The 23,079-nt window shown below is 71.0% G+C and carries 18 protein-coding genes; 6 read left to right on the forward strand and 12 right to left on the reverse strand.

The features are described from left to right. Positions 1-39: 39 nt before the first annotated feature. Positions 40-1,908, reverse strand: coding sequence for an ABC transporter ATP-binding protein (locus L3078_RS06360; protein ID WP_239751858.1), 1,869 nt, complete (start codon positions 1,906-1,908; stop codon positions 40-42). Between the two features lie 165 nt (positions 1,909-2,073). Here L3078_RS06360 and L3078_RS06365 point away from each other — a divergent pair, with 165 nt between their 5' ends. Further along, a complete protein-coding gene (locus tag L3078_RS06365; protein ID WP_239751863.1) occupies positions 2,074-2,529 on the forward strand; it encodes a MarR family winged helix-turn-helix transcriptional regulator in 456 nt (151 codons plus the stop codon). A 124-nt stretch (positions 2,530-2,653) separates the two neighbouring features. Here L3078_RS06365 and L3078_RS06370 read toward each other — a convergent pair whose 3' ends face one another. From L3078_RS06370 to L3078_RS06380, 3 genes are all read right to left on the reverse strand, one after another. After that, positions 2,654-4,078 (reverse strand): cation:dicarboxylate symporter family transporter, encoded by a 1,425-nt coding sequence (locus tag L3078_RS06370; protein ID WP_239751865.1) that lies wholly within the window; start codon positions 4,076-4,078, stop codon positions 2,654-2,656. Between the two features lie 144 nt (positions 4,079-4,222). Then, positions 4,223-5,857 (reverse strand): peptide-N4-asparagine amidase, encoded by a 1,635-nt coding sequence (locus tag L3078_RS06375; protein ID WP_239751867.1) that lies wholly within the window; start codon positions 5,855-5,857, stop codon positions 4,223-4,225. A gap of 88 nt (positions 5,858-5,945) precedes the next feature. Continuing rightward, positions 5,946-6,641, reverse strand: a complete 696-nt coding sequence (locus tag L3078_RS06380) for a hypothetical protein (RefSeq protein WP_239760231.1) — start codon at positions 6,639-6,641, stop codon at positions 5,946-5,948. Positions 6,642-7,017: 376 nt separating this feature from the next. Here L3078_RS06380 and L3078_RS06385 point away from each other — a divergent pair, with 376 nt between their 5' ends. The 3 genes from L3078_RS06385 to L3078_RS06395 all read left to right on the forward strand — a co-directional run bounded on the left by L3078_RS06385 (position 7,018) and on the right by L3078_RS06395 (position 11,594). Further along, positions 7,018-8,874 carry an ABC transporter transmembrane domain-containing protein gene (locus tag L3078_RS06385; protein WP_239751869.1) on the forward strand — a complete coding sequence of 619 codons (1,857 nt, stop codon included), beginning with the start codon at positions 7,018-7,020 and terminating at the stop codon, positions 8,872-8,874. Further along, entirely contained in the window at positions 8,871-10,652 is a 1,782-nt protein-coding gene (locus L3078_RS06390) for an ABC transporter ATP-binding protein (RefSeq protein WP_239751871.1), read from the forward strand. Before L3078_RS06385 ends, L3078_RS06390 begins: the two co-directional genes overlap by 4 nt. A gap of 471 nt (positions 10,653-11,123) precedes the next feature. Next, positions 11,124-11,594, forward strand: coding sequence for a DUF5709 domain-containing protein (locus L3078_RS06395; protein ID WP_239751873.1), 471 nt, complete (start codon positions 11,124-11,126; stop codon positions 11,592-11,594). 68 nt (positions 11,595-11,662) lie between these two features. Here the strand turns inward: L3078_RS06395 and L3078_RS06400 are convergent, their stop codons facing one another. Beyond that, a complete protein-coding gene (locus L3078_RS06400; RefSeq protein ID WP_045560508.1) occupies positions 11,663-12,457 on the reverse strand; it encodes a metal-dependent hydrolase in 795 nt (264 codons plus the stop codon). A gap of 166 nt (positions 12,458-12,623) precedes the next feature. On the opposite strand from L3078_RS06400, the gene L3078_RS06405 reads away from it, so the two are divergent. Then, entirely contained in the window at positions 12,624-15,137 is a 2,514-nt protein-coding gene (locus L3078_RS06405; RefSeq protein WP_239751875.1) for a DEAD/DEAH box helicase, read from the forward strand. A gap of 19 nt (positions 15,138-15,156) precedes the next feature. Beyond that, positions 15,157-16,032, forward strand: coding sequence for an acyl-CoA thioesterase (locus L3078_RS06410; protein ID WP_239751877.1), 876 nt, complete (start codon positions 15,157-15,159; stop codon positions 16,030-16,032). Between the two features lie 67 nt (positions 16,033-16,099). On the opposite strand, the gene L3078_RS06415 is transcribed toward L3078_RS06410, so the two are convergent. The 7 genes from L3078_RS06415 to L3078_RS06445 form a co-directional block, all read right to left on the reverse strand. After that, on the reverse strand, positions 16,100-17,143 hold the full coding sequence (locus L3078_RS06415) for a DUF6397 family protein (RefSeq protein ID WP_239751879.1): 1,044 nt from the start codon (positions 17,141-17,143) through the stop codon (positions 16,100-16,102). Positions 17,144-17,273: 130 nt separating this feature from the next. Then, on the reverse strand, positions 17,274-17,687 hold the full coding sequence (locus L3078_RS06420) for a roadblock/LC7 domain-containing protein (protein ID WP_239751881.1): 414 nt from the start codon (positions 17,685-17,687) through the stop codon (positions 17,274-17,276). A 224-nt stretch (positions 17,688-17,911) separates the two neighbouring features. After that, entirely contained in the window at positions 17,912-18,517 is a 606-nt protein-coding gene (locus tag L3078_RS06425; protein WP_239751883.1) for a GTP-binding protein, read from the reverse strand. 187 nt (positions 18,518-18,704) lie between these two features. Further along, entirely contained in the window at positions 18,705-19,118 is a 414-nt protein-coding gene (locus tag L3078_RS06430) for a DUF742 domain-containing protein (RefSeq protein WP_239751884.1), read from the reverse strand. A gap of 20 nt (positions 19,119-19,138) precedes the next feature. Beyond that, positions 19,139-19,576: a roadblock/LC7 domain-containing protein gene (locus L3078_RS06435; RefSeq protein WP_239751886.1), complete on the reverse strand. Its 438-nt coding sequence runs from the start codon at positions 19,574-19,576 to the stop codon at positions 19,139-19,141. Next, complete coding sequence (locus tag L3078_RS06440; protein WP_239751888.1) at positions 19,573-22,110, reverse strand: sensor histidine kinase; 2,538 nt, start codon at positions 22,108-22,110, stop codon at positions 19,573-19,575. Before L3078_RS06440 ends, L3078_RS06435 begins: the two co-directional genes overlap by 4 nt. Before the next feature lie 51 nt (positions 22,111-22,161). Next, positions 22,162-22,938: an MHYT domain-containing protein gene (locus tag L3078_RS06445; RefSeq protein WP_239751890.1), complete on the reverse strand. Its 777-nt coding sequence runs from the start codon at positions 22,936-22,938 to the stop codon at positions 22,162-22,164. Positions 22,939-23,079 lie beyond the last annotated feature (141 nt).

Here is a 23,079-nt window from a genome sequence, read left to right on the forward strand (position 1 = left end):
CCGCATATCACCTCAAACCTGGCATAACCCGGCATATCTTCATCTTGTCGGCTCCAGTTTCGGCACCTTGGCCACGTCCCGACCGGGCTTCAGCCGCGCGTCCCGCCGGACCAGCGCCGCGTACCGCCCGCCGCTCTGCAGCAGTTCCTCGTGCGTCCCGCGTTCCACGGCACGCCCGGAGTCGAGCACGACGATCTGGTCGGCGCCGCGAACCGTGGAGAGCCGGTGCGCGATGGTGACGGTGGTGCGGTTGGCGGAGAGCGCGTCGATGGCCTCCTGCACCGCGTGCTCGGTCCGGGTGTCGAGGGCGCTGGTCGCCTCGTCCAGGATGAGGACCGGGGGGTCGCGCAGGATGGTGCGGGCGATGGCGAGACGCTGCTTCTCCCCGCCGGAGAAGCGGTGGCCGCGCTCACCGACGACGGTGTCGTAGCCGTCGGGCAGGGCCGCGATGTGGTCGTGGATCTGGGCCGCCCGCGCGGCCGCGTGCAGTTCCTCGTCGGTGGCGTCCGGTTTCGCGAAGCGCAGGTTGTCGGCGACGGAGGCGTGGAAGAGGTACGTCTCCTGCGAGACGACTCCGATGCCCCGGGCCAGCGTGTCGAAGTCCAGGTCGCGTACGTCGACCCCGTCGAGGGTGACCCGGCCGCCCGTGACGTCGTACAGCCTCGGCACCAGGCAGCCCAGCGTGGACTTGCCGGCGCCGGTCGGCCCGACGACGGCGAGGCTGCCGCCGGCCGGAACGGTCAGATCGATGCCGTCGAGGATCGGACGTGACGTCGCGCCGCCGCCGGGGCCCTCGGCGCCGTCGGCGTCGTAGCGGAACTCGACGTTCTCGAAGCGGAGTTCGCCCTTGATCCGGTCGAGGTGGACCGGGTGCTCGGGCTCGGTGATGTCGATCGGCAGGTCGAGGTACTCGAAGATGCGCTGGAAGAGGGCGAGCGAGGCCTGTATCTGGACGCCCGTGGACAGCAGGCTCACGGTCGGCCGGAACAGGTTCTGCTGCAGCGAGACGAAGGCGACGAGCGTGCCGACGGAGACGGACGGGCCGCCGAACTGGAGCGCGATGCCGGCGGTCCAGTAGATGACGGCGGGCATGGCGGCCATGACGACGGTGATGACGGCCATGCGCCAGCGCCCCGCCATGTTGGCCCTGACCTCCAGATCGACGAGCCCCTCGGACTCCTCGGCGAAGGACTTGGTGAGCGAGTCGGCGCGGCCCATGGTGCGCCCGAGCAGGATGCCGCTGACGGAGAGCGACTCGGTGACCGTCGCGGCCATGGCGGCCATCTGGTTCTGCCGCTGGGTGGTGATCTTCTTGCGCTCGTCGCCGACCCGGCGGCTTATCCACACGAAGAGCGGCAGCAGGAGCAGGGTGACCACGGTGAGGCGCCAGTCCAGGGCGACCATCGCGACGACCGTGGCGACCACGCTGGTGGTGTTGGACACCAGGGAGGTGGCCGTGGAGGTGACGGTCGCCTGCATGCCGCCGATGTCGTTGGCGATGCGGGACTGGACCTCCCCGGTCCGGGTCCGGGTGAAGAAGGCGAGCGACATCCGCTGCAGTCGACCGTAGACGGCGGTGCGCAGGTCGTGCATGACCCGCTGGCCGACGGTCGTCGAGATCAACGTCTGCAGGACGCCGAAGATGCTGGTCAGCACCGCACTCACGATCATGCCGAGCGCCAGCAGGCTCAGCAGGCCGGTGCGGCCCTCGGGGATCGCGGTGTCGAGGATCTCCTTGAGGAGGAAGGGCGTGGCGACCGACGCGAGTGACGCGGCGCCGACGAGCAGGCCGACGATCGCGAGCCGACCGCGATAGGGGCGGAAGAGCTTCAGGATGCGGCGCACCTGTCGGGGCTGTTCACGCGTGTCGGCGGAGGGCGCCCAGGTGGCTTCGTGATCGGGATGCATGGGCTCCTACGGGAGGTGAGACGGGTGGGCGGCGGTGCGGGGTGACGACGAGGGCTGCCGGCGACTTCCGAACCTCCCCAACTGCCGGGAAATTCGGAGACTTGCGGAGCCTAGCTCATTGTTACCTATACTCACAATGAACGAGGTCCTGATATTGTTCCCGGTATGACCGACCCCGACGCCGACGGACTGCTCGCCGAGCAGTTGCTGCGGCTCACCCGCCGTGTGCACCGCATCCAGAAGCGCCACCTCCAGCAGAGCGGGTTGGAGATCACCCCGGCGCAGTCGCGACTGCTGCGCGCCCTCGCCCACTACGACACGCCGCCACGGATGGCCGATCTGGCGGAGCGGCTGGAGGTCGTGCCCCGTGCCGTGACCACCCTGGTCGACGCGCTCGAGGAGAGCGGGCGGGTCCGCCGGGCACCCGATCCCACCAACCGGCGGGTGATCCGGATAGAGGTCACGGACGAGGGCCTCAAGGTCCTCCGGGAGCTGCACCACGCACGCCGCTCGGCGGCGGAGGAGATCCTGGCGCCGCTGGCGGACGATCAGCGAAGCGTCCTCGAAGGGCTGCTGGACACGCTGGTCGACGGCGCACCGCCGACGACACCGCGCTGCTGAGCGGCACCGCCGACGGGGCGGCACCGCTGAGCGTCAGCGCCGAGGAGGCGCGCACGCGAAGGGCCCGGCGCAGAGTGCTGCGCCGGGCCCTTCGTGTCCGGGAAGAGGGATCCAGGAGCAGGGATCAACTCACTCCGGTAGCGGTTTCCTTGACCTCCGCCTTGGAGAGGGCGGGAACCTCCGCCTCCACGGGCGCGCCGCCCTTCTTCACGGACTCGTCGTCCGTCTCCGCGGGCGCGTCGTCCTCCTCCACGAACTCGATCTCGCCGTCGAGCATCTTCTTCGCCCGGTCGGTGTCCAGCGCGCCCTCCCACTTGGACACGGCGAAGACGGCGACACAGTTACCGAGCAGGTTGGTGACGACGCGCATCGAGTCCATGATGCGGTCGACGCCGAGGAGCAGGGCGACGGCACCGGCCGGGATGGCACCGAGCGAGGAGGCGGTGGCCGACAGCGCGAGGAAGGCCGAACCCGGGATGCCCGCCATGCCCTTGCTGGTCAGCATGAGGACCAGGACGACGGTGACCTGCTGGCTGAGGCTGAGGTCCACTCCCACGGCCTGCGCGATGAACAGCGTGCCGATGGAGAGGTAGATGGACGCGCCGTCGAGGTTGAAGGAGTACCCGGTGGGCAGCACCAGACCCACGGCGTCGTCACGGGCTCCGGCCTGCCGCAGCTTCTGCATCATGCGCGGCATCACGGACTCGCTGGAGGCGGTGCCCAGCGCGAGCAGCATCTCCGCCCGGGTGTAGCGGACGAACTTCCACAGGCTCAGCCCGGTCATCAGCTTGAGCGCGACGCCCAGCAGCACCAGGAACGCGGCGGCGACGGCGTAGCAGAGGATGATCAGCTTGGCGTAGGTCTTCATGACGCCGAGGCCGTACTCACCGACCAGGTGGACCATCGCGCCGAACACCGCGAGCGGCGCCAGCTTCATGACGAAGCCGACGATCGCGAAGATGACCTCCTGGGCCTGCTCGATGGCGGGCAGGATCTTGGGCACCTTGGTGTGACCGAGGTGCAGCAGCGCGGCGCCGGTCAGGCAGGCGAGCACGAGCACCTGGAGCAGCGCGTTCTCGGCGAACGCGCCGATCGCGCTCTGCGGCAGCGCGTTGAGGATGAACTCGCTCGTCGTCGGCAGCTCGCCGCCGGCGGTCTTCGCGTCGACCGCCGAGGTGTCGAGCTTCGAGGGGTCGACGTTCATGCCCGAGCCGGGGCCGAAGACATTGGCGGCGACCAGGCCGATGAGCAGCGCGGCCGTCGAGGCTATCTCGAACCAGATCAGGGCCTTGAGCCCGATCCGTCCGAACGCCTTCAGATTGCCGGCCTTGGCGATGCCGACGACGACCACACAGAACACCAGCGGCGATATGACGGTCTTGATGAGCCGGATGAAACCGTCGCCGAGCGGTTGGAAGGTCGTGGCCGTGTCCGGCCACAACCTTCCGACGACGATTCCGAGCACAAGCGCGACTCCGACTTGCGCGAACAATGAGGTACGCAGCATGCGTGCGACGCGTCGCGGCAGGGACGGTACGGACTGCGGCACGGGCACTCCTCCGAAGGGACTTTCTGTCATGCGGAAAAATGCTTCCGCGCTGATCACTATCGGGGAGCCGTCGCTCGCACAGAAGACCGCCGTGTTTCGCGGACGTAAATCATCGAACGGACGTCGCATCGCACGCCCGGGACGTCAACAGCCCTTGCGGTCCTGCGTCAGCACTCCCTGTACGGAGACCAGCGAACGGTCGTAACACCCGCCCGACCCGTACGTTCGGTAGCGCTCACTCGACGTTCCGACGGCGTGCCGCTGGTCGCGCGGTACGTTCGCCGTGTACGTGGCGTCACCCGTGTAGGTGTCGTCGAGCCGGGTCCATGCCGTGCGCCGCCCGCCGTGCGTCTCGGTGACCGTCGCCCGGTCGCCGAGCGTGAGAACGGTCCGCAGCCGGTCGCCCGCGCCGAGCGTGGTCGTTCCGTCCATCGTGTACGACCGCTGGACGCGCGTCGTCCGGTGGTTCACGGTGACCGTCTCGTCGTCGCTCCACCGCGCGTCGAGCGCGTCGGGGTTCTCGCCGTCCGACCAGGTGTGCGTGGAGGTGTTGACGAGGCTGCGGCGGACGGTGGTCGTGACCCGGCCGTGGGAGGTGTCGACATACCCGGCGACGGTCAACCGATGACTCCCCTCGGTGTCGAGACGGTGCTCCGAACCCGGTGTGTACGTGGACGAGTTGACGAAGTCACCCTCCCGCACCTCGGTGAGGGCGCCGGTGACCCGCTCCCTCTTCTCGTCCTGCCAGACGAGGACGTTGACCGGGGTGCTCCAGCCGCTCTGCCCCTCGGGCACGCCGGCGACGGAGACCTCGATCCGGTGCGGGCGCCCGTCGTTGAGGAGTCCCGCGAAGGGGGTGAGGTCGTAGCGGAGCGGCTGGATGTCGAAGGCGCGGGGGCCGGGAACGACGTACCAGAGGAAGGGGTTGGACCAGCCGCCCGTCCACACGTTCGGGAACGGCGCGGCGATTCCGGCCAGTCGCCCGTCCACCGCGATCCGCACCTCACGGTAGGGCCCGTGGTCGGCCTTGCAGGAGTACGGCACCTCGGCGGGGACCGTGAGGTACCAGTACTCCTCGCAACCACCGCCGGAGCCGGTCGCGTACACCTCGGCGATGACGCGTTCGCTGTTGCGCGGGGTGGTGAGGCCGGTGCCGTCCTGGAGGGTGAGGACGCGGTCGGGAACGGTCCTCGCCGTGCTCGCGTCGGGCCGACCGGCGTAGAAGGTCAGCGTGACCTCGACGTCGAGGATCCCGGTGTACGTGTCGTCGACGACGTTGCCGATGAGCATCTCGACCGGCTGCTCGGTGCGCAGGGTGTCGCTGTAGCGCGTGACGTCCTTCTCCACGGACCACTCGATGCCGTCGGGCGAGGGCTGCGGGGTGGACGTCCGGAACACCTCGACGCCACCGATGTGCAGATACCCGAGTCGGTCGAACTGGCGGCCCTTCACCTTGCCGTCGAGCCGCAGGACCACCTTGCTCCATCTCTTCCCGCACTCCCCCGGCGGCGCGTAGCTCCCCCGGTACGGCGTGAAGTCCTTGAACTGCGCCTCGGCCACCGTCACTTCACACGACGTCGTGTTCTCGGGCCGGGAGACGGGCGGAGCGGCGGTGATCGGATCGTGCCAGTCCGTTCCGAACTCGGCGGGGACGGCAGGTGAGGGGTTGGCGGCCGATTGGACGGGGGTGGCGGCCGATTGGGCGGGGGTGGCCCCGAGGAGGGTGCTCGCCAGAAGGGTCGCTCCGGCGAACATGGACATGATGATCCGGCTTCTCATGGCCGGAGTTCTACGGTGAGTCGACAGCCCTCCGCAATGGGGTCTCCGGCCACAAGCGGGCACAGCCGTAACGGGCGTACCGGGTACCTCAGGCCTTCAACTCCGCCCTGTCCCCCATGACGATCACCGGGTGCAGGGCCGGGTCGAGGGTGCGCAGCAGGTACTCCATTCCCGACTTGGACAGGCTGACGCAGGCCGAGGTGCCGCTGCCGTGGTCCATGTGCAGCCAGATGCTGCCGCCCTTCGACTGGCCCTCGGGACGCGTCGGGTCGATCGGCGAAGTGCCCTTGACCCGGTTGTAGTCGATCGCGATGACGTAGTCGAAGTCGTGCCAGTGCGACTTGGCCCAGTAGTGCGGCGCCTGGAACGACGCCGACCGGCTGTACGGCAGCTTGGCGCCCGGATCGGCCAGTACACCGCCCGCGTCGCTCAGGGTGAACACGCCCACCGGGCTGCGCTTGTCGCCCTCCCGATGGTCGGTGGTCCACCCCTTCTTGCCGTTGTGCCCCTCCCAACTGCGGGTCTTCTTCCAGGTGGAGCCGCTCTTCGTGTAGAGCACGACCGTGGCGTCGGCGTCGTTCCTGCCCTCCCCGTAGACGGCCACGACCTGGCGGGACTTCGCGGGGATCTGCTTCTGGAGACGGTCGCCGACGCCCGGGACACGGGTCGGGTCCGCGGTCCCGGCCGCGGCCCGGTCCGTCCTGCCCCCGGACTCCGCGGCGTTCGTGTCGGCCTTGGCTCCGTCGCTCGTCCCGCCCGAACCACCGCACGCCGCGGCGGACATCACCAACGCGCCACAGACCACCACGGCGAGCCCGACACGAGCCGCGCCCCTCCTCGCACCCGCGTCGCCCGCGCCTTTGTCGTCCACACTGCCCGCGCCGCCCGCATCGTTCACCGTGCCGGTTCGTCCCCGCCTCGTACCGCCTATTCGCATGCGGTCCATCGTCGCACCGCACACCGGACGCGGGCGCCCGCCGTCGCGCGCGTCGGGCCGCCCGTGGGCGGTCCAGGCCGAAACTTTGCCCGGCCCCGGAAAACCGTTTGCTTCCGACCACTCCGCGACGCGAACCTTGCACGGCCGGTCGCTGGACCTCGCCGCCCTTTTTCTCCCCACTTCTCCTCCCTCTCCCCACCTTGACACGAGCCTTTGGGACGTCATGCAGATTCAAGACCTTCCGTATGCAGACCCGGGCGTGCCGGACGCACGCTCGGGCCCCCGATTCCTGTGGTGGCTCGGCCGGAATCAGCTGGGCGGACAGGTCAAGGCACTGGCGTGGGGGCTGTTGCACTTCACCTCCGTGGCCGGGCTGCCGTTCTGTGTCGGCTTCGCCATCCAGGCCGTGGTCGACCGCTCCGGCTCCCGACTCGCCCTCGCGGGCGTGATGCTGGTGGTGTGCGGGTTCACCATCGCGCTGGGCGACACCTTCCTGCACCGGTCGGCGGTCACCAACTGGATCACGGCCGCCGCCCGCGTCCAGCAGTTGCTGGCCCGCAAGACGGCCCAGCTCGGCTCCGCGCTGACCCGCCGGGTCGCGGCGGGAGAGGTGGTCGCGGTCTCCACCGGCGACGTCGAGAAGATCGGCTGGTTCGTCGAGGCAGTCTCCCGCTTCACCGCCGCCGCCCTCACCGTCGTGCTGGTCTGCGTCGGCCTGGTCGTGTACCAGCCCGCCCTGGGCATCGTCGTCGCCATCGGGGTCCCCGTCCTCGCCCTGGCCGTGCTTCCGCTGCTGCCCCGCGCGACCCGCCGCGCCGACTTCCAGCGCGAGAAGGCGGGCCGCGCCACCGAGCTGGCCTCCGACACCGTCGCGGGCCTGCGCGTGCTGCGCGGCATCGGCGGCGAGGAGCTCTTCCTGGACCGCTACCGCCGCGCCTCCCAGGAGGTCCGGCACGCGGCCGTCCGCAGCGCCCGTATGTGGGCCCTCATCTCCGGTATCCAGGTGCTGCTGCCGGGTCTGCTGATGATCGCCGTCGTCTGGCACGGCGTGGGTCTCGCCCGCGAGGGCCGCATCACGGTCGGCGAACTGGTCACCGTGTACAGCGCGGTCATGCTGCTGACGTACCCGCTCAGGCACTTCGAGGAGATCGCGATGGCGTACTCCTTCTCCCGTCCGTCCGCCAAGCGGGCCGCGCGGGTGCTGTCGCTGGAGCGGGCCACGAACACCGACGGGTCCCGAGAGGCCGCCGTGCCCACCGGAGACCTGTACGACCCGGCCACCGGACTGCTGGCCCCCTCCGGGTGTCTCACGGCCGTGGTGTGCGGGGACCCCGACGCGGCCGGACGACTGGCGGAACGGCTGGGCGGCCACGCCCCCGAGGAGGGCACCTCCGTCCTCCTCGACGGTGTACCGCTCGACGAACTCCCCCTCGACTCCGCCCGCACGGCCGTCCTCGTCCAGGACAAGGACCCGGTGCTGCTCTCCGGCACCCTGCGTGAACTTCTCGACGTCCCCGCCTCGGGCCAGGTCGGCCCCGAGGAGGCGCTGACCGCCGCCCAGTGCGGTGACGTCCTGGAAGCACTGGTGCAGGGTTCGCTGGACGCCGCGGACCCGATGGACGCGCGGATCACCGAGCGGGGACGGTCCCTGTCCGGCGGCCAGCGCCAGCGACTCGCCCTGGCCCGCTCCCTGATCACGGACCCGAACGTGCTGGTCCTCGACGAGCCGACCTCCGCCGTCGACTCGCACACCGAGGCCCGGGTCGCCGACGGCATCCGCTCCCTGCGGGCGGGCAGCACAACGGTCGTGTTCACCTCCTCACCCCTCCTGCTCGACCTCGCCGACCGCGTCGTCCTCGTCCATGACGGCGAGGTCGTGGCGGTCGGGCTGCACCGCGACCTGGTCCGCAGGGAGCCCCGGTACCGGGCCGTCGTCACCCGCGAGACCGACGAGGAGACCGACGACAAGGTCGGCGAGAAGGCAAGCGAGAACGCCGCCTTCGCGAGTCGGCCGCAGGACCGCAGGACCCCTCTCAACGATGTGCTGGACGAACTGGAAGAGATCGAGGAGACCGCATGATCGGCGTGGCGCCCCCGGCCTACGACCCGGCCGCCCCGACGACGGCGAACACCCTGCCCGTCGGCGCCCCCGCGACCGTACGTGCCTACGTGGCCGAACTGTTCCGCCGGCACCGCCGGGCGTTCGTCCTGCTCATCACCGTCAACACGGTCGCGGTCGTGGCCTCGATGGCGGGCCCCTACCTGCTCGGCGCACTCGTCGAACGGGTCTCGGACGGGGCGCGCGAACTCCATCTGGAGGTCACCGCGGCGGTGTTCGTCGTCGCGCTCGTCGTCCAGGCCGTCTTCGTCCGGGAGGTCCGGCTGCGCGGCGCCATGCTCGGCGAGCGGATGCTGGCCGACCTGCGCGAGGACTTCCTCGTCCGGTCGGTCGGCCTGCCGCCGGGCGTCCTGGAACGTGCCGGCACGGGTGACCTGCTCTCCCGCATCACCACCGACATCGACCGGCTCGCCAACGCCATGCGCGAGGCCGTGCCCCAGCTGGCCATCGGCGTGGTGTGGGTGGCCCTGCTCCTCGGCGGCCTCGCCGTGACCGCGCCCCCACTCGCCCTCGCCGTCCTGCTGGCCCTGCCGCTGCTGGTGGTCGGCTGCCGCTGGTACTTCAAACGCGCCCCCTCCGCCTACCGCTCGGAGTCCGCCGGGTACGCCGCCGTCGCCGCCGTCCTCGCGGAGACGGTGGACGCCGGCCGCACCGTCGAGGCCCACCGCCTCGGCACCCGCCGCATCGACCTCTCCGACCAGCGGATTCGAGAATGGACCGCCTGGGAGCGGTACACGATGTGGCTGCGGTCGGTGCTCTTCCCTGTCCTCAATCTCACCCACACCACGGTCCTCGGCTCCGTCCTGATCATCGGCGGTGTGTTCGTCCTCCAGGACTGGATCTCGCTCGGGCAGCTGACCACGGGCGCGCTCATCGCCCAGATGCTCGTCGACCCCATCAACCTGATCCTGCGCTGGTACGACGAACTGCAGGTCGCCGAGGTGTCGCTGGCCCGTCTGGTCGGGGTGCGGGACATCGAGCCGGACGCGGGCGACCCGGACGTGTCCCCCGAAGGACGCCATGTCCATGCCGACCAGGTGCGCTTCGGTTACCGCGAAGGTGTCGACGTCCTGCGCAAGGTGTCCCTGGAGGTCGCCCCCGGCACCCGGCTCGCCCTCGTCGGCCCGTCCGGCGCGGGCAAGTCGACCCTGGGACGACTGCTCGCCGGGATCTACGCGCCCCGCGACGGCCGTATCACCCTCGGTGGCGCCGAGCTGTCCCGGATGCCCGCCGAGGACGTCCGCTCCCACGTCGCCCTGGTCAACCAGGAGCACCATGTCTTCGTCGGCTCCCTCCGCGACAACCTGCTCCTGGCCCGCACGGGCGCGCAGGACGCCGAGCTGTGGGCGGCGCTGGGCGCGGTCGACGCCGACGGCTGGGCGCGGGCCCTGGACGAGGGGCTGGACACCGAGGTCGGTTCCGGCGGGTTCACGCTCACCCCGGCGCAGGCCCAGCAGATCGCGCTGGCCCGGCTGGTCCTCGCCGACCCGCACACCCTGGTCCTGGACGAGGCGACCTCGCTTCTCGACCCACGGGCGGCCCGCCATCTGGAACGCTCCCTCGCCCGTGTCCTCGACGGCCGCACCGTCGTCGCCATCGCCCACCGCCTGCACACGGCCCACGACGCCGACGTCATCGCCGTCGTCGAGAACGGCCGCATCAGCGAGCTGGGCAGCCACGACCAGCTCGTCGCGGCGGACGGCGCGTACGCCGCGCTGTGGAGGTCGTGGCACGGCTGACCGACACGGGGGCACGGCTGACCGGCGCAGGGGCACCGCCGACCGACGCGGGGGCACGGCTGACCGGCGCGGAGGCACCGCCGACCGACGGAGAACGCCCGCCACCGATCGAACGGCGGACCGGGCCCGTCCCCCGCACCACCCGTGCACGACGGCCACGGGTGGTGCGGCCGCGCCGACGGAGCCCTGCCACCGGACCACGAGGCGCACGGGCCTCGGCGGCCGGGTCCGCACCCGCCCCGCACGCCGGCTCAGAGTCGGCCGTGACGACCGGCGCCGGCCGAGTGCGGCGGCCGCCGTCGCCCTGCCGTTGCGCGGTGCCGAACGCGAGTGGAAGGCTGGTGGTGGGCACTGATTCGGGGGACACCCGTGAACCGCCCGGTTCGCGGGGTTCGGGCCGTCGCCCAGCGGTCCGCGCGCCCACCGTCGCCGAACGGTGGCACCGGGCCCGCCCCACCACTGGAGGTACCCGTGGACAGAGCCGGCGGATGGGGAGACGACGTCTACCAGCCAGACGGATCCGAGATCCAGGACGACGCGGGGCTGCTGGACGCCGAGGACACCCTGGTCGCCGACGGTGTGGCCGACCCCCTCGACCGGGGCTGGTCCCCACCGGAGCGGCCATGGGCGGTGGAGCACACCGGTGTGACGGCGGCGGAGCGGCTGCGCGGCGAGACCCTCGAACAGCGGCTCGCCGAGGAGCTCCCGGACATCGCCTACCCCGACGGGGACGGCATCGGCGACTCCCAGGACACCGACGGCGAGCCGCTGGACAACGAGGTGGGAGACCTTCGCTCCGGCCGTCTGGTCGCCCCCGACGAGGGCACGCACGAGGACGAGGAGAGCGGGCTGATCGCCACCGACGTGGGGATCGACGGAGCGGCCGCCTCCGCCGAGGAGGCCGCCATGCACATCGTGGACGAGGACACGCTGCCAAGCTGACCCCGACGAGAGGTCCGCAGCCGGGCCTGGGCGGCCGGTACGTCGCGGGACGAGCCCGCGCGGCCCGGTCAGATGACGTTCAGCGCCGCCGCCGCGCCCACTCCCCCGAGCACCATGAACACCGGCATCAGCACCCGCAGCTCGACCCAGCTGCCGGCCCGGAACCGCATCACCTTCGGTGGCCCCACGGGGTACCAACGCTTGCGCCCGATCGGTATCGGCCACAGGATCGGGCACCCCGACACGGTCAGCGAGTCCCCGATGTCGTGCACCAGCGCGCCGAGCACGATCGGCAGCCCCAGCCACAGGTACTCCTGGCCCGGCTGGGTGAACAGCCAGTCCGCCCCGTTGCCCGGCTTGTCCAGGACACCCGCGAGGATCCAGGCACTGGTCGCCGCCAGCAGCCACACCAGTACATCGCTGCTGGAACCCCGGGCCGCCCGCCACAACAGGCCCTCGATGGCCAGGACCAAGTGCACGAAGAGAATGGCCAGCACCGCCCAGCGGCCCCCGGTGATCGCGGCGACGGAGGCACCGGCACCGAGCAACGCCGCCCACAGCCAGGTGTGCGTGAGCGTGCGGTGTCCCCCCGAGCGACGCGGGTCGCCCTGCTTCTTCGTCGCCTTGTAGACCGCGTACGACAGCTTGTCGACGATCTCGCACACCCAGCGCGACAGCGGACCGAAGGAGCGGGAGATCGTGGCCGCCTTGTGGTCCAGGTCCGGGGCGAGTGCGGCGCCCGCGCAGATCAGCGCACCGACCAGGAGCACCGGCCAGGGCATCGTGTGCCCGGTGGCGGCCGCCGCGGCTCCCACGCCGAGCCAGGCCGCGGCTCCCGACAGTGAGTGTGCTGGTCCCATCATGGCCGTGCCCCGTCCCATTCCGTTCGTGCCGCTGTCCAGGCGCCTTGTGCCGCTGTCCAGTTGTCCAGGTGCGCTGACGCTCCGTCGGCGCCACAGCGTAGCGTTCGCGATCTTCGGTCCGGCAGCCGATTCCCCCCTCGGGTGCCCGGGCAGGCAAGATGGGGGCGTGACCCTCATCGATCAGCTGCCGCGGACCGCCGACCCCGACGCCCTCTACGAAGCCTTCGAGTCGTGGGCCCAGGAACGCGGTCTCACCCTCTATCCGCACCAGGAGGAGGCGCTCATCGAGGTGGTCTCCGGCGCGAACGTGATCGTGTCGACGCCCACCGGCTCCGGCAAGAGCATGATCGCGGCGGGCGCACACTTCGCGGCGCTCGCCCGTGACGAGGTCACCTTCTACACGGCCCCGATCAAGGCGCTCGTCTCGGAGAAGTTCTTCGAGCTGTGCAAGATCTTCGGCACCGAGAACGTCGGCATGCTCACCGGCGACGCCTCCGTGAACGCCGACGCCCCCGTCATCTGCTGCACCGCCGAGGTGCTGGCCTCCATCGCGCTGCGCGACGGCAAGCACGCCGACGTCGGCCAGGTCGTGATGGACGAGTTCCACTTCTACGCGGAGGCCGATCGGGGCTGGGCCTGGCAGATCCCGATCCTCGAGCTGCCGCAGGCCCAGTTCATCCTGATGTCGGCGACGCTCGGCGACGTCTCGATGTTCGAGAAGGACCTCACGCGGCGAACCGGTCGCCCGACCGCCGTGGTCCGCTCGGCGACCCGCCCGGTGCCGCTCTCCTACGAGTACGTCCTGACCCCGCTGACGGAGACGCTCACCGAACTGCTCGCCACGAAGCAGGCCCCGGTCTACATCGTGCACTTCACGCAGGCGCAGGCCGTGGAGCGGGCGCAGGCGCTGATGAGCATCAACATGTGCACGCGGGAGGAGAAGGACCGGATCGCCGAGCTGATCGGCAACTTCCGCTTCACCACCAAGTTCGGCCGTAATCTCTCCCGTTACGTGCGGCACGGCATCGGAGTCCACCACGCCGGCATGCTGCCCAAGTACCGACGCCTGGTGGAGAAGCTCGCCCAGGCCGGTCTGCTGAAGGTCATCTGCGGCACGGACACGCTCGGCGTCGGCGTCAACGTCCCCATCCGCACCGTGCTGTTCACCGCCCTCACCAAGTACGACGGCAATCGGGTCCGCACTCTCCGGGCGCGTGAGTTCCACCAGATCGCGGGCCGCGCGGGGCGCGCCGGCTTCGACACGGCGGGCTTCGTGGTGGCACAGGCACCCGAGCACGTCATCGAGAACGAGAAGGCGCTCGCCAAGGCCGGCGACGACCCGAAGAAGCGTCGCAAGGTGGTCCGCAAGAAGGCTCCCGAGGGGTTCGTCGGCTGGACCGACAACACCTTCGAGAAGCTCATCGCCTCCGATCCGGAACCGCTCACCTCCCGCTTCCGTGTGACCCACACGATGCTGCTGTCGGTGATCGCCCGGCCGGGCAACGCCTTCGAGGCGATGCGCCATCTGCTGGAGGACAACCACGAACCCCGCAAGCAGCAGTTGCGGCACATCCGCCGCGCGATCGCGATCTACCGCTCGCTCCTCGACGGCGGCATCGTCGAGAAGCTCGACGAGCCGGACGCCGAGGGCCGTATCGTCCGGCTGACGGTCGATCTCCAGCAGGACTTCGCGCTCAACCAGCCGCTGTCCACCTTCGCGCTGGCCGCGTTCGAACTGCTCGACCCGGAGTCCCCGTCCTACGCCCTCGACATGGTGTCCGTCGTCGAGTCGACGCTGGACGATCCTCGGCAGATCCTCGCCGCCCAGCAGAACAAGGCGCGTGGTGAGGCCGTGGCCGCGATGAAGGCCGACGGCGTCGAGTACGAGGAGCGCATGGAGCGGCTGCAGGACGTCAGCTACCCCAAGCCTCTGGAGGAGCTGCTCTTCCACGCGTACAACACGTACCGCAAGAGCCACCCCTGGGTCGGCGACCATCCGCTGTCGCCGAAGTCCGTGATCCGCGACATGTACGAACGGGCCATGTCCTTCACGGAGTTGGTGTCCCACTACGAGCTGGCCCGCACCGAGGGCATCGTGCTGCGGTACCTGGCCGGCGCCTACAAGGCCCTCGACCACACCGTCCCCGACGATCTGAAGTCGGATGATCTGGAGGATCTGATCGCCTGGCTCGGGGAGATGGTGCGCCAGGTCGACTCCAGTCTCCTTGACGAGTGGGAGCAGCTGGCCAATCCCGAGGAGATGACGGCCGAGGAGGCCCAGGAGCGGGCCGACCAGGTCAAGCCGGTCACCTCCAACGCGCGCGCCTTCCGGGTGCTCGTCCGCAACGCCATGTTCCGCCGTGTCGAACTGGCCGCGCTGGACCAGGTGGGCGAGTTGGGCGAGATGGACGCCGAGTCCGGCTGGGACGCCGACCGGTGGGGTGAGGCGATGGACAAGTACTGGGACGAGTACGAAGAGCTCGGCACCGGTCCCGATGCCCGTGGCCCACGGCTGTTGATGATCGAGGAGGAGCCGCAGAACGGGCTGTGGCGCGTCCGGCAGACCTTCGCCGACCCGAACGGCGATCATGACTGGGGCATCAGCGCGGAGGTCGACCTCGCGGCTTCCGACGCCGAGGGACGCGCCGTCGTCAAGGTGACCGACGTCGGTCAGCTGTGAGCACAGGAGAGGCCAGCACATGACGACCAACCCCGCCGAGCGGCTCGTCGACCTGCTCGACCTGGAGCAGATCGAGGTCAACATCTTCCGCGGCCGCAGCCCGCAGGAGTCCCTGCAGCGGGTCTTCGGCGGGCAGGTCGCCGGCCAGGCGCTGGTCGCCGCCGGGCGCACCACCGAGGGAGACCGGCCGGTGCATTCGCTGCACGCGTACTTCCTGCGCCCTGGCCGTCCCGGGGTGCCCATCGTGTACCAGGTCGAGCGGGTGCGGGACGGCCGGTCGTTCACGACGCGCCGGGTCACCGCCGTGCAGCAGGGCCGCACGATCTTCAATCTGACCGCCTCCTTTCACAAGCCTGAAGAGGGGAGCTTCGAGCACCAGCTGCCGCCGGCCCGCAAGGTTCCGGACCCGGAGTCACTGCCGACGGTGACGCAGGAGATCAGCGAGCATCTGGGCACGCTCCCCGAGCAGTTGGAGCGCATGGCCCGACGTCAGCCCTTCGACATCCGGTATGTCGACCGGCTGCGCTGGACCGTCGAGGAGGTCGAGCACGCCGAGCCGCGCAGCGCGGTGTGGATGCGCGCCGTGGGTCCCCTCGGCGACGACCCGCTCGTGCACACGTGCGCGCTGACGTACGCCAGCGACATGACGCTCCTGGACGCGGTCCGTATCCCGGTGGAGCCGCTGTGGGGGCCCCGTGGCTTCGACATGGCGTCGCTGGACCACGCGATGTGGTTCCACCGGCCGTTCCGCGCGGACGAGTGGTTCCTGTACGACCAGGAGTCCCCGATCGCGGTCGGCGGCCGCGGGCTGGCCCGCGGCCGTATCTACGACCTGGAGGGGCGCCTGCTCGTGTCGGTCGTCCAGGAAGGGCTGTTCCGCAAACTCGGCGCATGACCGCAGGCGGAGCGCGCCGGGCCGCACACACGACGCCGGGCCGGAAACACCCGCCTGACCGGCTCGCTCAGTGGTGTCCGCGCCGGAGCCAGCCCAGCAGACCGCGCCGCCCCTCGGGAGCGGTGCCGGCGCTGGGCTTGGGGTGCCCGGGACGGCGTAGGCCCCGGCGCGGCCGTGGTGCCGGTCGCGCCGTCTCGACGGGCGTCTCGTGCCACGCCCCCGACGGCGGCACCTTCCGGCGGGGCCTCGGGGCGAGGCAGTGTGCTCGGGCCTCGACCAGCGATTGCTGGAGGGCCGTTCGCAGCCATGCGATCTCGTCGGGGTCGTCGGCGGTCATGATCCGTGCGGTGATCTGTGCGGCTGGTGAGTCGGGCGGCCCGTGGTCGGCTCGCGGCGGCCGGTGGAAATGCAGGTGGGCGCGCTCGTAGGGGTCCCGGACGATCTCGGCGACCTGGAGGGGGTCGAGCAGGGAGGCCGGAGCGGCGGCGCGGCTCCAGGGGTCGTCGGCCTGGCGCAGCAGGAATCCGAGGTGGCGCCCTCGCCAGTTCCGGGGGCGCAGGTCCAGTCCCGCGTCCAGTCGGCGCCTGAGATCCTCCGGGATACGACCCGTCAGCCAGGGGACGTTCGACTCGTCGGCCGCGAACTGCCGTAGTTCGGCTGCCAGATAGATCCAGATCACTGCGCGGTAGCGGTTGAGATGAAATTTGACCGGCGTGAGCAGTCCCAGTCGGGCGAGACGCATGAACCGGGTGGGCGGCACGCCCAGGATCTCGGCGGCTGCCCTGGATCCCACGGCATCGACCCGTTCCCGCAGGGTCTGCGGGAAGCCCTTCTCGGCACGGATCCGGTCGATCTCCGCCCGTGTGATGCGACGGCCTCCGCCTCCGTCGTCGACGACCGTTCGTAGGCAGCCCAGGTGTACGGCGAGGTCGAGTTCGCCGCGCTTCAGGCCCAGTTCGCGGGCGGCTCGGCCCAGGGCCAGGGTGTCGCCGGCCGCCCCGGCGGGCGCCGGGGCACCGCGTCGTGCGGTGAGCGTGGTGGGTTCGGTGCTCACGCTCGTCGGAGTGGTCGTGGTGCGGGTGACGGACTGCGTGACGGTGTCGCCGGACATGGCGGTTCTCCCCCGTGTGGTGTGGTGCTCGCGCTGGTCTCGCGCTCGCCTCGGGAAAAACCGTAGCCCGTTCACGGAAAGTCGTGGCGGGCCTGTGGATAACTCTGCCCACAGAGGAGAGAATCGCAGGTCAGTGGTCCATTGCGGCCGAGCGTTCGGGGTGCCTGGCGTCCACCCGGAGATGTTCGCCGACGCGGTTGACCAACAGCGTCATCTCGTAGGCGATCTGACCGATGTCCGCCTCCGCCGCGCTGAGGACGCACAGGCAACTGCCCGGCCCGGCGGCGGTGACGAAGAGCACCGCGTCGTCGAACTCGATCATCGTCTGCCGTACGTCACCGGCGCCGAAGTGGCGACCCGAGCCCTTGGCGAGGCTGTGCAGACCCGAGGAGACCGCGGCCAGGTGTTCGGAGTCCTCGCGCCGCAGGCCGGTGCTGGCCGCGGTGACCAGGCCGTCGGTGGACAGCACCAGGGCGTGCCGTATGGGTTCCACGCGCTCGGTCAGGTCGTCCAGCAGCCAACTGAGCCCCGCGTTCTGCGACATCGTTCGCACTCCCCGTTTCGTCGTTCCCCCGGACACGGAGGATCCGACGATTCAGCCTTCCCCACCGCTGCGGTGGGAGCAAGCAGGATCGGAACATGGCGGGGAAGATGACCGACAAGGCATGCCGGTCCTTCCGTGCGAACAGCGACAACGGGTGCTTCCCGACCCGAAACAGCGGTGTCAAGGGACAGGTTCCGGCCAGGGACAGGCGTGTTGCCGCCGGTTCAGCCCACGGAGTCGAGCAGCCGGGCGGTGTGCATCCGCCCCGCGTATTCGACGAGCCGTATCAGCACCTCCTTGCCGGAGTCGCGGTCCCGGGCGTCGCAGAGGACCACGGGGGTGCCCTGGTCGAGATCGAGGGCGCGTGAGACGTCCTGGGCGCCGTGGGCGCGGGCCTCCGAGAAGCAGTTGACGGCGACCACGAAGGGGATGTGCCGGTGCTCGAAGAAGTCCACGGCCGGGAAGCAGTCCTGCAGGCGCCTCGTGTCCGCGAGGACGACGGCGCCCAACGCCCCTTGCGCCAACTCGTCCCACAGGAACCAGAACCGGTCCTGGCCGGGTGTGCCGAACAGGTAGAGCGAGAGCCCCGACCTGATGGTGATACGGCCGAAGTCCATGGCGACGGTGGTGGTGACCTTCTGGTCCACGCCGTCGGTGTCGTCCACCGACTGGCCCACTTCGCTCAGGAGTTCCTCGGTGCGCAGCGGCTTGATCTCGCTGACCGCGCCGACCAGCGTGGTCTTGCCGACGCCGAATCCGCCGGCGACGAGGATCTTCAATGCCAGGGCGCCCGTGTCGCCGTCTGTCTCATCGGAGTGCTCGGAGACCATCGATCACTTCTCTCGGGAGTGTCGGCCGTGGTGGACATCGGTACGGCCGTGAGGAGTCAGCATCTTGGCAACTGCCACTCGTCCGTGGGGCGTTGGACCGGTATTTCATGTCACCGACCGCTTGTGTCCGTTCGGTGCCGGGTTGGATGCGCAAGTCGGTACGGGCTGGAACCGTATGTGTGTTCATCTACAGCGCCCTCAGCCCCTCGATCACCTCGCGCAGGATTCGCTCGTCCGGTAGTTGCGCGGGCGGCACGGGTCGGCTGACGGTGACGCGGCCCGACTCCAGGAGGTCCCCGAGCAGCACCCGTACGACGCCGACGGGCAGGTCGGCGCCCGCGGCGAGCTCTGCGACCGACTGGGTCTCGGTCCGGCACAGTTCGAGGAGCACGCGGTGCTCCGGACCGAGTGACGGGTCGTCGGCGGGTGCCCCGGTGTCGAGCGAGACCAGGGCGATCAGGTCGAAGCGGGTCCCGCCGGGGCCGGACCTGGTGCGGCCGCCCGTCATCGCATAGGGGCGGACGAGCGGCCCGGCCTCGTTGTCGTACCAACGGCTGCCGGGCGGCTCGTGCGCGGTGCCGGTGTCGCTGTCTTCGGTCATGAGCACGGCCCGTCCCCGGTTCATCCGGCCGTGGGCGGGCGCGCGCCGGCGCGGGTCGGGGTGCGGAGGTGCTCTCCGACGCGTTTCACCAGCCGTGCCATCTCGTACGCCACCAGTCCGATGTCGGCCGTGACGGAGGTGAGGAGAGCGAGACAGGAACCGTCTCCGGCGGCGGCCACGAAGAGAAAGCCGTCGTCCATCTCCACCATCGTCTGGCGTACGCCCCCGATGCCGAAGTGGCGGCCCGTGCCCTTGGCGAGGCTGTGGAAGCCGGAGGCGACCGCGGCCAGGTGCTCGGCGTCCTCGCGCCTGAGGTCGCTGGAGGCGCCGACCGCCAGGCCGTCGTTGGACAGGACCACGGCGTGCCGCACCTCGCGCACGCGCAGTACCAAGTCGTCCAGCAGCCAGTCGAGTTCACCGGAGCGTTCGGTGGCCCTGGTGCTCGGGTCCTGGATCATGCGGGGTCTCCTTCGCTGCTGTCGCCGGCCGTCGTGGGGCCATGGCCGGCTCTTCTGCCGGGTGCCCTGCCGCCGCCTCGTGCCCAGCCGTCGCGGTAGGCCGCCATGCGGTCCCTGACGAGTTCCGGGGTGCGCTCGTCCTCCGCTCCGGGAGGCGCAGTCGGCGGTGGCTGCCCGGTGTGCCGCTCGCGCAGTTGGGGCGCGAGGTGTGTCTGTCGTACGCGGCGCGGCAGGTCGTCCGTGCCCTCCGGTTCCGGCGGACGGCGGTGTGGCCGCAGGGTGGTGACGCCGGGCGGCGGCTCGGGCGGGCCGTCCCCCGTGGTCCGTCCGGCGGAGGCGACGGGGGCCGTGAGGGCGGGCCGGTCCGTGGACTGTTCGACGCGCTCCTGTTGCGGGGCCGCGGTCACGCGCGCGTACTCGCGTTCCTCCGGCTGCGGAGGTGCTTCGGCGGAGGCACCGGGGGAACGTTCCGCCGCGCCGCTCTGGAGCAGGGTGGTGGGGAGGAGGATCACGGCCGTGGTGCCGCCGTAGGGGGAGGGCCTCAGGTGGACCTTGATGCCGTGGCGGGCGGCGAGGCGGCTCACGACGAACAGGCCGAGCCGGTCGCTGTCGAAAAGGTCGAGTGCCTCGGACTGTTCGATGCGGCGATTGGCCTCGGCGAGCGTCTCCTTGCCCATGCCGAGGCCCCGGTCCTCGACCTCCAGGGCGTAGCCGTTGCCCACCGGCTCACCGGTGACCCGCACGCGCGTGTGGGGTGGTGAGAACTGGGCGGCGTTCTCCACGAGCTCCGCGAGGAGGTGGGTGAGGTCGGCGACCGCGGTGCCGGCGATCCTCGCTTCCGGGAGTTGCCGCAGCTCCACGCGCGCGTAGTCCTCGATCTCGGAGACGGCCGCGCGGACCACGTTCGTCAGGGAGACGGGCATGCGCCAGGCGCGCCCGGGGGCGGCGCCCGAGAGGATGATCAGGCTCTCCGCGTGGCGCCGCATGCGTGTGGTGAGGTGGTCGAGGCGGAAGAGGTCGCTGAGTTCGTCGGGATCGTCTGAGCGGCGTTCCATGCTGTCGAGCAGACCGAGCTGGCGGTGGACGAGGATCTGGCTGCGGCGGGCGAGGTTGACGAAGACCCCGGAGATGCCGCTGGCGAGTTCGGCGCGTTCGACCGCCGCGCGGAGGGCGGCACGGTGCACGGTGCCGAGGGCCTCGGCGACCTGACCGATCTCGTCCTCCGCGGGCGGACCGGGCGGGGCCTCGGTGTCGACGTCGATCTCCTCGCCTGCGCGCAGTCTGCGCATGGCGTGGGGCAGCTGGCGGCGGGCGATCTCCAGGGCGCCGTTGCGCAGACTCACCAGTTCGACGACCAGAGCGCGTCCGATGCGTACGGAGATGACGAGGGAGGCGGCGACCGCGGCGAGGCCGAGGAGCACGGCGGCCCCGGCCGGGGTGAGCAGTGCGCGGGTGAACGGGTCGGCCCGGTCGGCGACTTCGCGGCCGGCGTCCGCCTCGATGTCGCGCATGTCCTCCTGCACGCGCGCGTGGGCGGACGTCCAGGCTGCTGCGGGGACGGCCTTCAGCACCTGTGACCCGGCATGGCCCGCGAGCACCGCGTCCTCCAGGGCGCGCAGGTCGGCGTAGGCGTTTCCGCCGGCGAGTGCCTGCCAGGCGGCGCGTTCCGGGCCGCGCAGGTCCGCGCCGGCGGCGTCGGTGAGGGTGCGGCGTGTGCCGACGGCGCCGGTGAACAGACGCAACCGCTCGCGGTCGAGGCTTCCGGCGATGTGGGCGCCGGACAGGAGGGTGTCCTCCTGCGCCAGCGCCTCGCCCGCGCGGGAGAACTCGAGCAGTACGCGCGCGTCGGAGCCGAGTTCGGCGTCCTGGATGCCGGTGAGCGCGCCGCCCACGCCGAAGGCCGTGGAGATGGTCGTGGTGTACCGCTCGTACGTCTCGGCCCAGCCGCTGCGGCGGTCGAGGACCGAGGTCCGCAGCGCACGCAGGTCTTCGGCGCCGGTCACGAAGCCGGCGAGGCGTTCGGCCACCCCTGCGGGCAGGTCGGTGCCGTCGGCGACGGTGTGGCGGTCGCCCAGACGCAGCGCGTCCACCGCCCGGTCGGTGCGTCGTGCGAGTCCGCGCAGCGCCCTCTCCCGTTCCGTGGAGGGTGCGGTGGCGTAGCGTACGGCGGCCGCGCGTTCGGCCTGGAGCGCCGCGACGGCGTCGGCGACCGGGCCGCGTACTGAGGCGTCGACGCGTTGCAGCTGGCGGTGGCGGGCGACGTCCTGGGCGGTGGTCACGGTGGCGTACGCCCAGAGCGCGAGCAGGGAGACGACCGGCACCATCAGCAGGCAGACGATCTTGGCCCGGACGGTGCGGGGGCGCAGGCGCCGGCGCCCCGTGCGGGTGGGTGGGCCGGCCGTCGGGGCACTGGTCCCGTCGGTTGCGAGGTGTTCGTCGGCGGCCGGGGGTCCGGCGTGGGCGCGGCGCCCCCGTATCGCGGGTTGGGGCGGCGTCTCGGCAGCGGCTGTCGGGGTCCTGCGGGGTGTACGCATGGCCTCCTCGATCAGGGTTCGGGGGCGGGCTTCGCAGGCCGTCGCGCGCGGCTAGTGGGCGGCGGCGTTCTCGACCGGCCGCTGGGCCGACGCGGATGCCTCGCGCTCACCGGCCGTCGGCGACAGGGCGACGAACGCCGAGGTGAGGAAGAGGTAGGACCCGAGGCCGACGGCGAGGGGGAAGATGAACTGCATCGCCGTGGCCCCGGGCAGGACCGCCGCGGACGGAGTGACCTCCACGCGGACCGCCCACATCGCGGTGTAGTGCATGCTGCTCACCGCTCCGCCCATGACGAGGGAGGCGACGGTGACCGCGAGGGGCGACCTGATGTTGAGTGCCGCCCAGAGGGCGGCGGTGGCGGCGACGACGGCGATCGCGACGGAGAGGGCGACGAGCGCCGGATCGTAGGTCACGTCGCCGTGCAGCCGCACGGCCGCCATGCCCAGGTAGTGCATGCTCGCGACGCCCAAACCGGTGGTGAGCCCGCCCAACAGGAGCGCCCGGGTGCGGTCCCGGCTGTAGCCGACGGCGAAGACGCCGCCGCAGACCACGAGCATGGCGACCAGGAGGCTCAGGACGGTCAGCGGCACGTCGTAGCGGATCTCGGTGCCGTCGACGCCGAAGCCGAGCATCGCCACGAAGTGCATGGTCCAGATGCCGGTGCCGATCGCCGAGGCGGCGGTGACGAGCCAGTTGCGGCGGGACCTGCCGGTGGTGGCGAGCGCGCGGACCGTGCAGCGCAGTCCGAGGGCGGCGCCGATGCAGGCCATGGCGTACGACAGCGCGGGGGTCAGCCAGCCGAAGGTGGCGTGGTCCAGGTGTCCCATGGCCCCGGGACGCTAGTGGGGGCACGGGAGCACGGAGGGGGCGCATTTCGAAAGCTGCCGCAATGTGACGCATATATGCATGGGGACGACCGCCTCCCGCCCGAACGTGCGCGTCATCCCCTCCGCCGTTCCGGTGAGGGA

Origin of the sequence: Streptomyces deccanensis (assembly GCF_022385335.1) — a bacterium.
GTDB classification, from domain to species: domain Bacteria; phylum Actinomycetota; class Actinomycetes; order Streptomycetales; family Streptomycetaceae; genus Streptomyces; species Streptomyces deccanensis.

What these genes read in the sequence shown, in the direction of transcription:
- L3078_RS06360 (WP_239751858.1), bottom strand. Translation starts at nt 1,908, where the DNA reads ATGCATCCCGATCACGAAGCCACCTGGGCGCCCTCCGCCGACACGCGT.
- L3078_RS06365 (WP_239751863.1), top strand. Translation starts at nt 2,074, where the DNA reads ATGACCGACCCCGACGCCGACGGACTGCTCGCCGAGCAGTTGCTGCGG.
- L3078_RS06375 (WP_239751867.1), bottom strand. Translation starts at nt 5,857, where the DNA reads ATGAGAAGCCGGATCATCATGTCCATGTTCGCCGGAGCGACCCTTCTG.
- L3078_RS06380 (WP_239760231.1), bottom strand. Translation starts at nt 6,641, where the DNA reads ATGTCCGCCGCGGCGTGCGGTGGTTCGGGCGGGACGAGCGACGGAGCC.
- L3078_RS06385 (WP_239751869.1), top strand. Translation starts at nt 7,018, where the DNA reads ATGCAGATTCAAGACCTTCCGTATGCAGACCCGGGCGTGCCGGACGCA.
- L3078_RS06390 (WP_239751871.1), top strand. Translation starts at nt 8,871, where the DNA reads ATGATCGGCGTGGCGCCCCCGGCCTACGACCCGGCCGCCCCGACGACG.
- L3078_RS06400 (WP_045560508.1), bottom strand. Translation starts at nt 12,457, where the DNA reads ATGATGGGACCAGCACACTCACTGTCGGGAGCCGCGGCCTGGCTCGGC.
- L3078_RS06410 (WP_239751877.1), top strand. Translation starts at nt 15,157, where the DNA reads ATGACGACCAACCCCGCCGAGCGGCTCGTCGACCTGCTCGACCTGGAG.
- L3078_RS06415 (WP_239751879.1), bottom strand. Translation starts at nt 17,143, where the DNA reads ATGTCCGGCGACACCGTCACGCAGTCCGTCACCCGCACCACGACCACT.
- L3078_RS06420 (WP_239751881.1), bottom strand. Translation starts at nt 17,687, where the DNA reads ATGTCGCAGAACGCGGGGCTCAGTTGGCTGCTGGACGACCTGACCGAG.
- L3078_RS06425 (WP_239751883.1), bottom strand. Translation starts at nt 18,517, where the DNA reads ATGGTCTCCGAGCACTCCGATGAGACAGACGGCGACACGGGCGCCCTG.
- L3078_RS06430 (WP_239751884.1), bottom strand. Translation starts at nt 19,118, where the DNA reads ATGACCGAAGACAGCGACACCGGCACCGCGCACGAGCCGCCCGGCAGC.
- L3078_RS06435 (WP_239751886.1), bottom strand. Translation starts at nt 19,576, where the DNA reads ATGATCCAGGACCCGAGCACCAGGGCCACCGAACGCTCCGGTGAACTC.
- L3078_RS06440 (WP_239751888.1), bottom strand. Translation starts at nt 22,110, where the DNA reads ATGCGTACACCCCGCAGGACCCCGACAGCCGCTGCCGAGACGCCGCCC.
- L3078_RS06445 (WP_239751890.1), bottom strand. Translation starts at nt 22,938, where the DNA reads ATGGGACACCTGGACCACGCCACCTTCGGCTGGCTGACCCCCGCGCTG.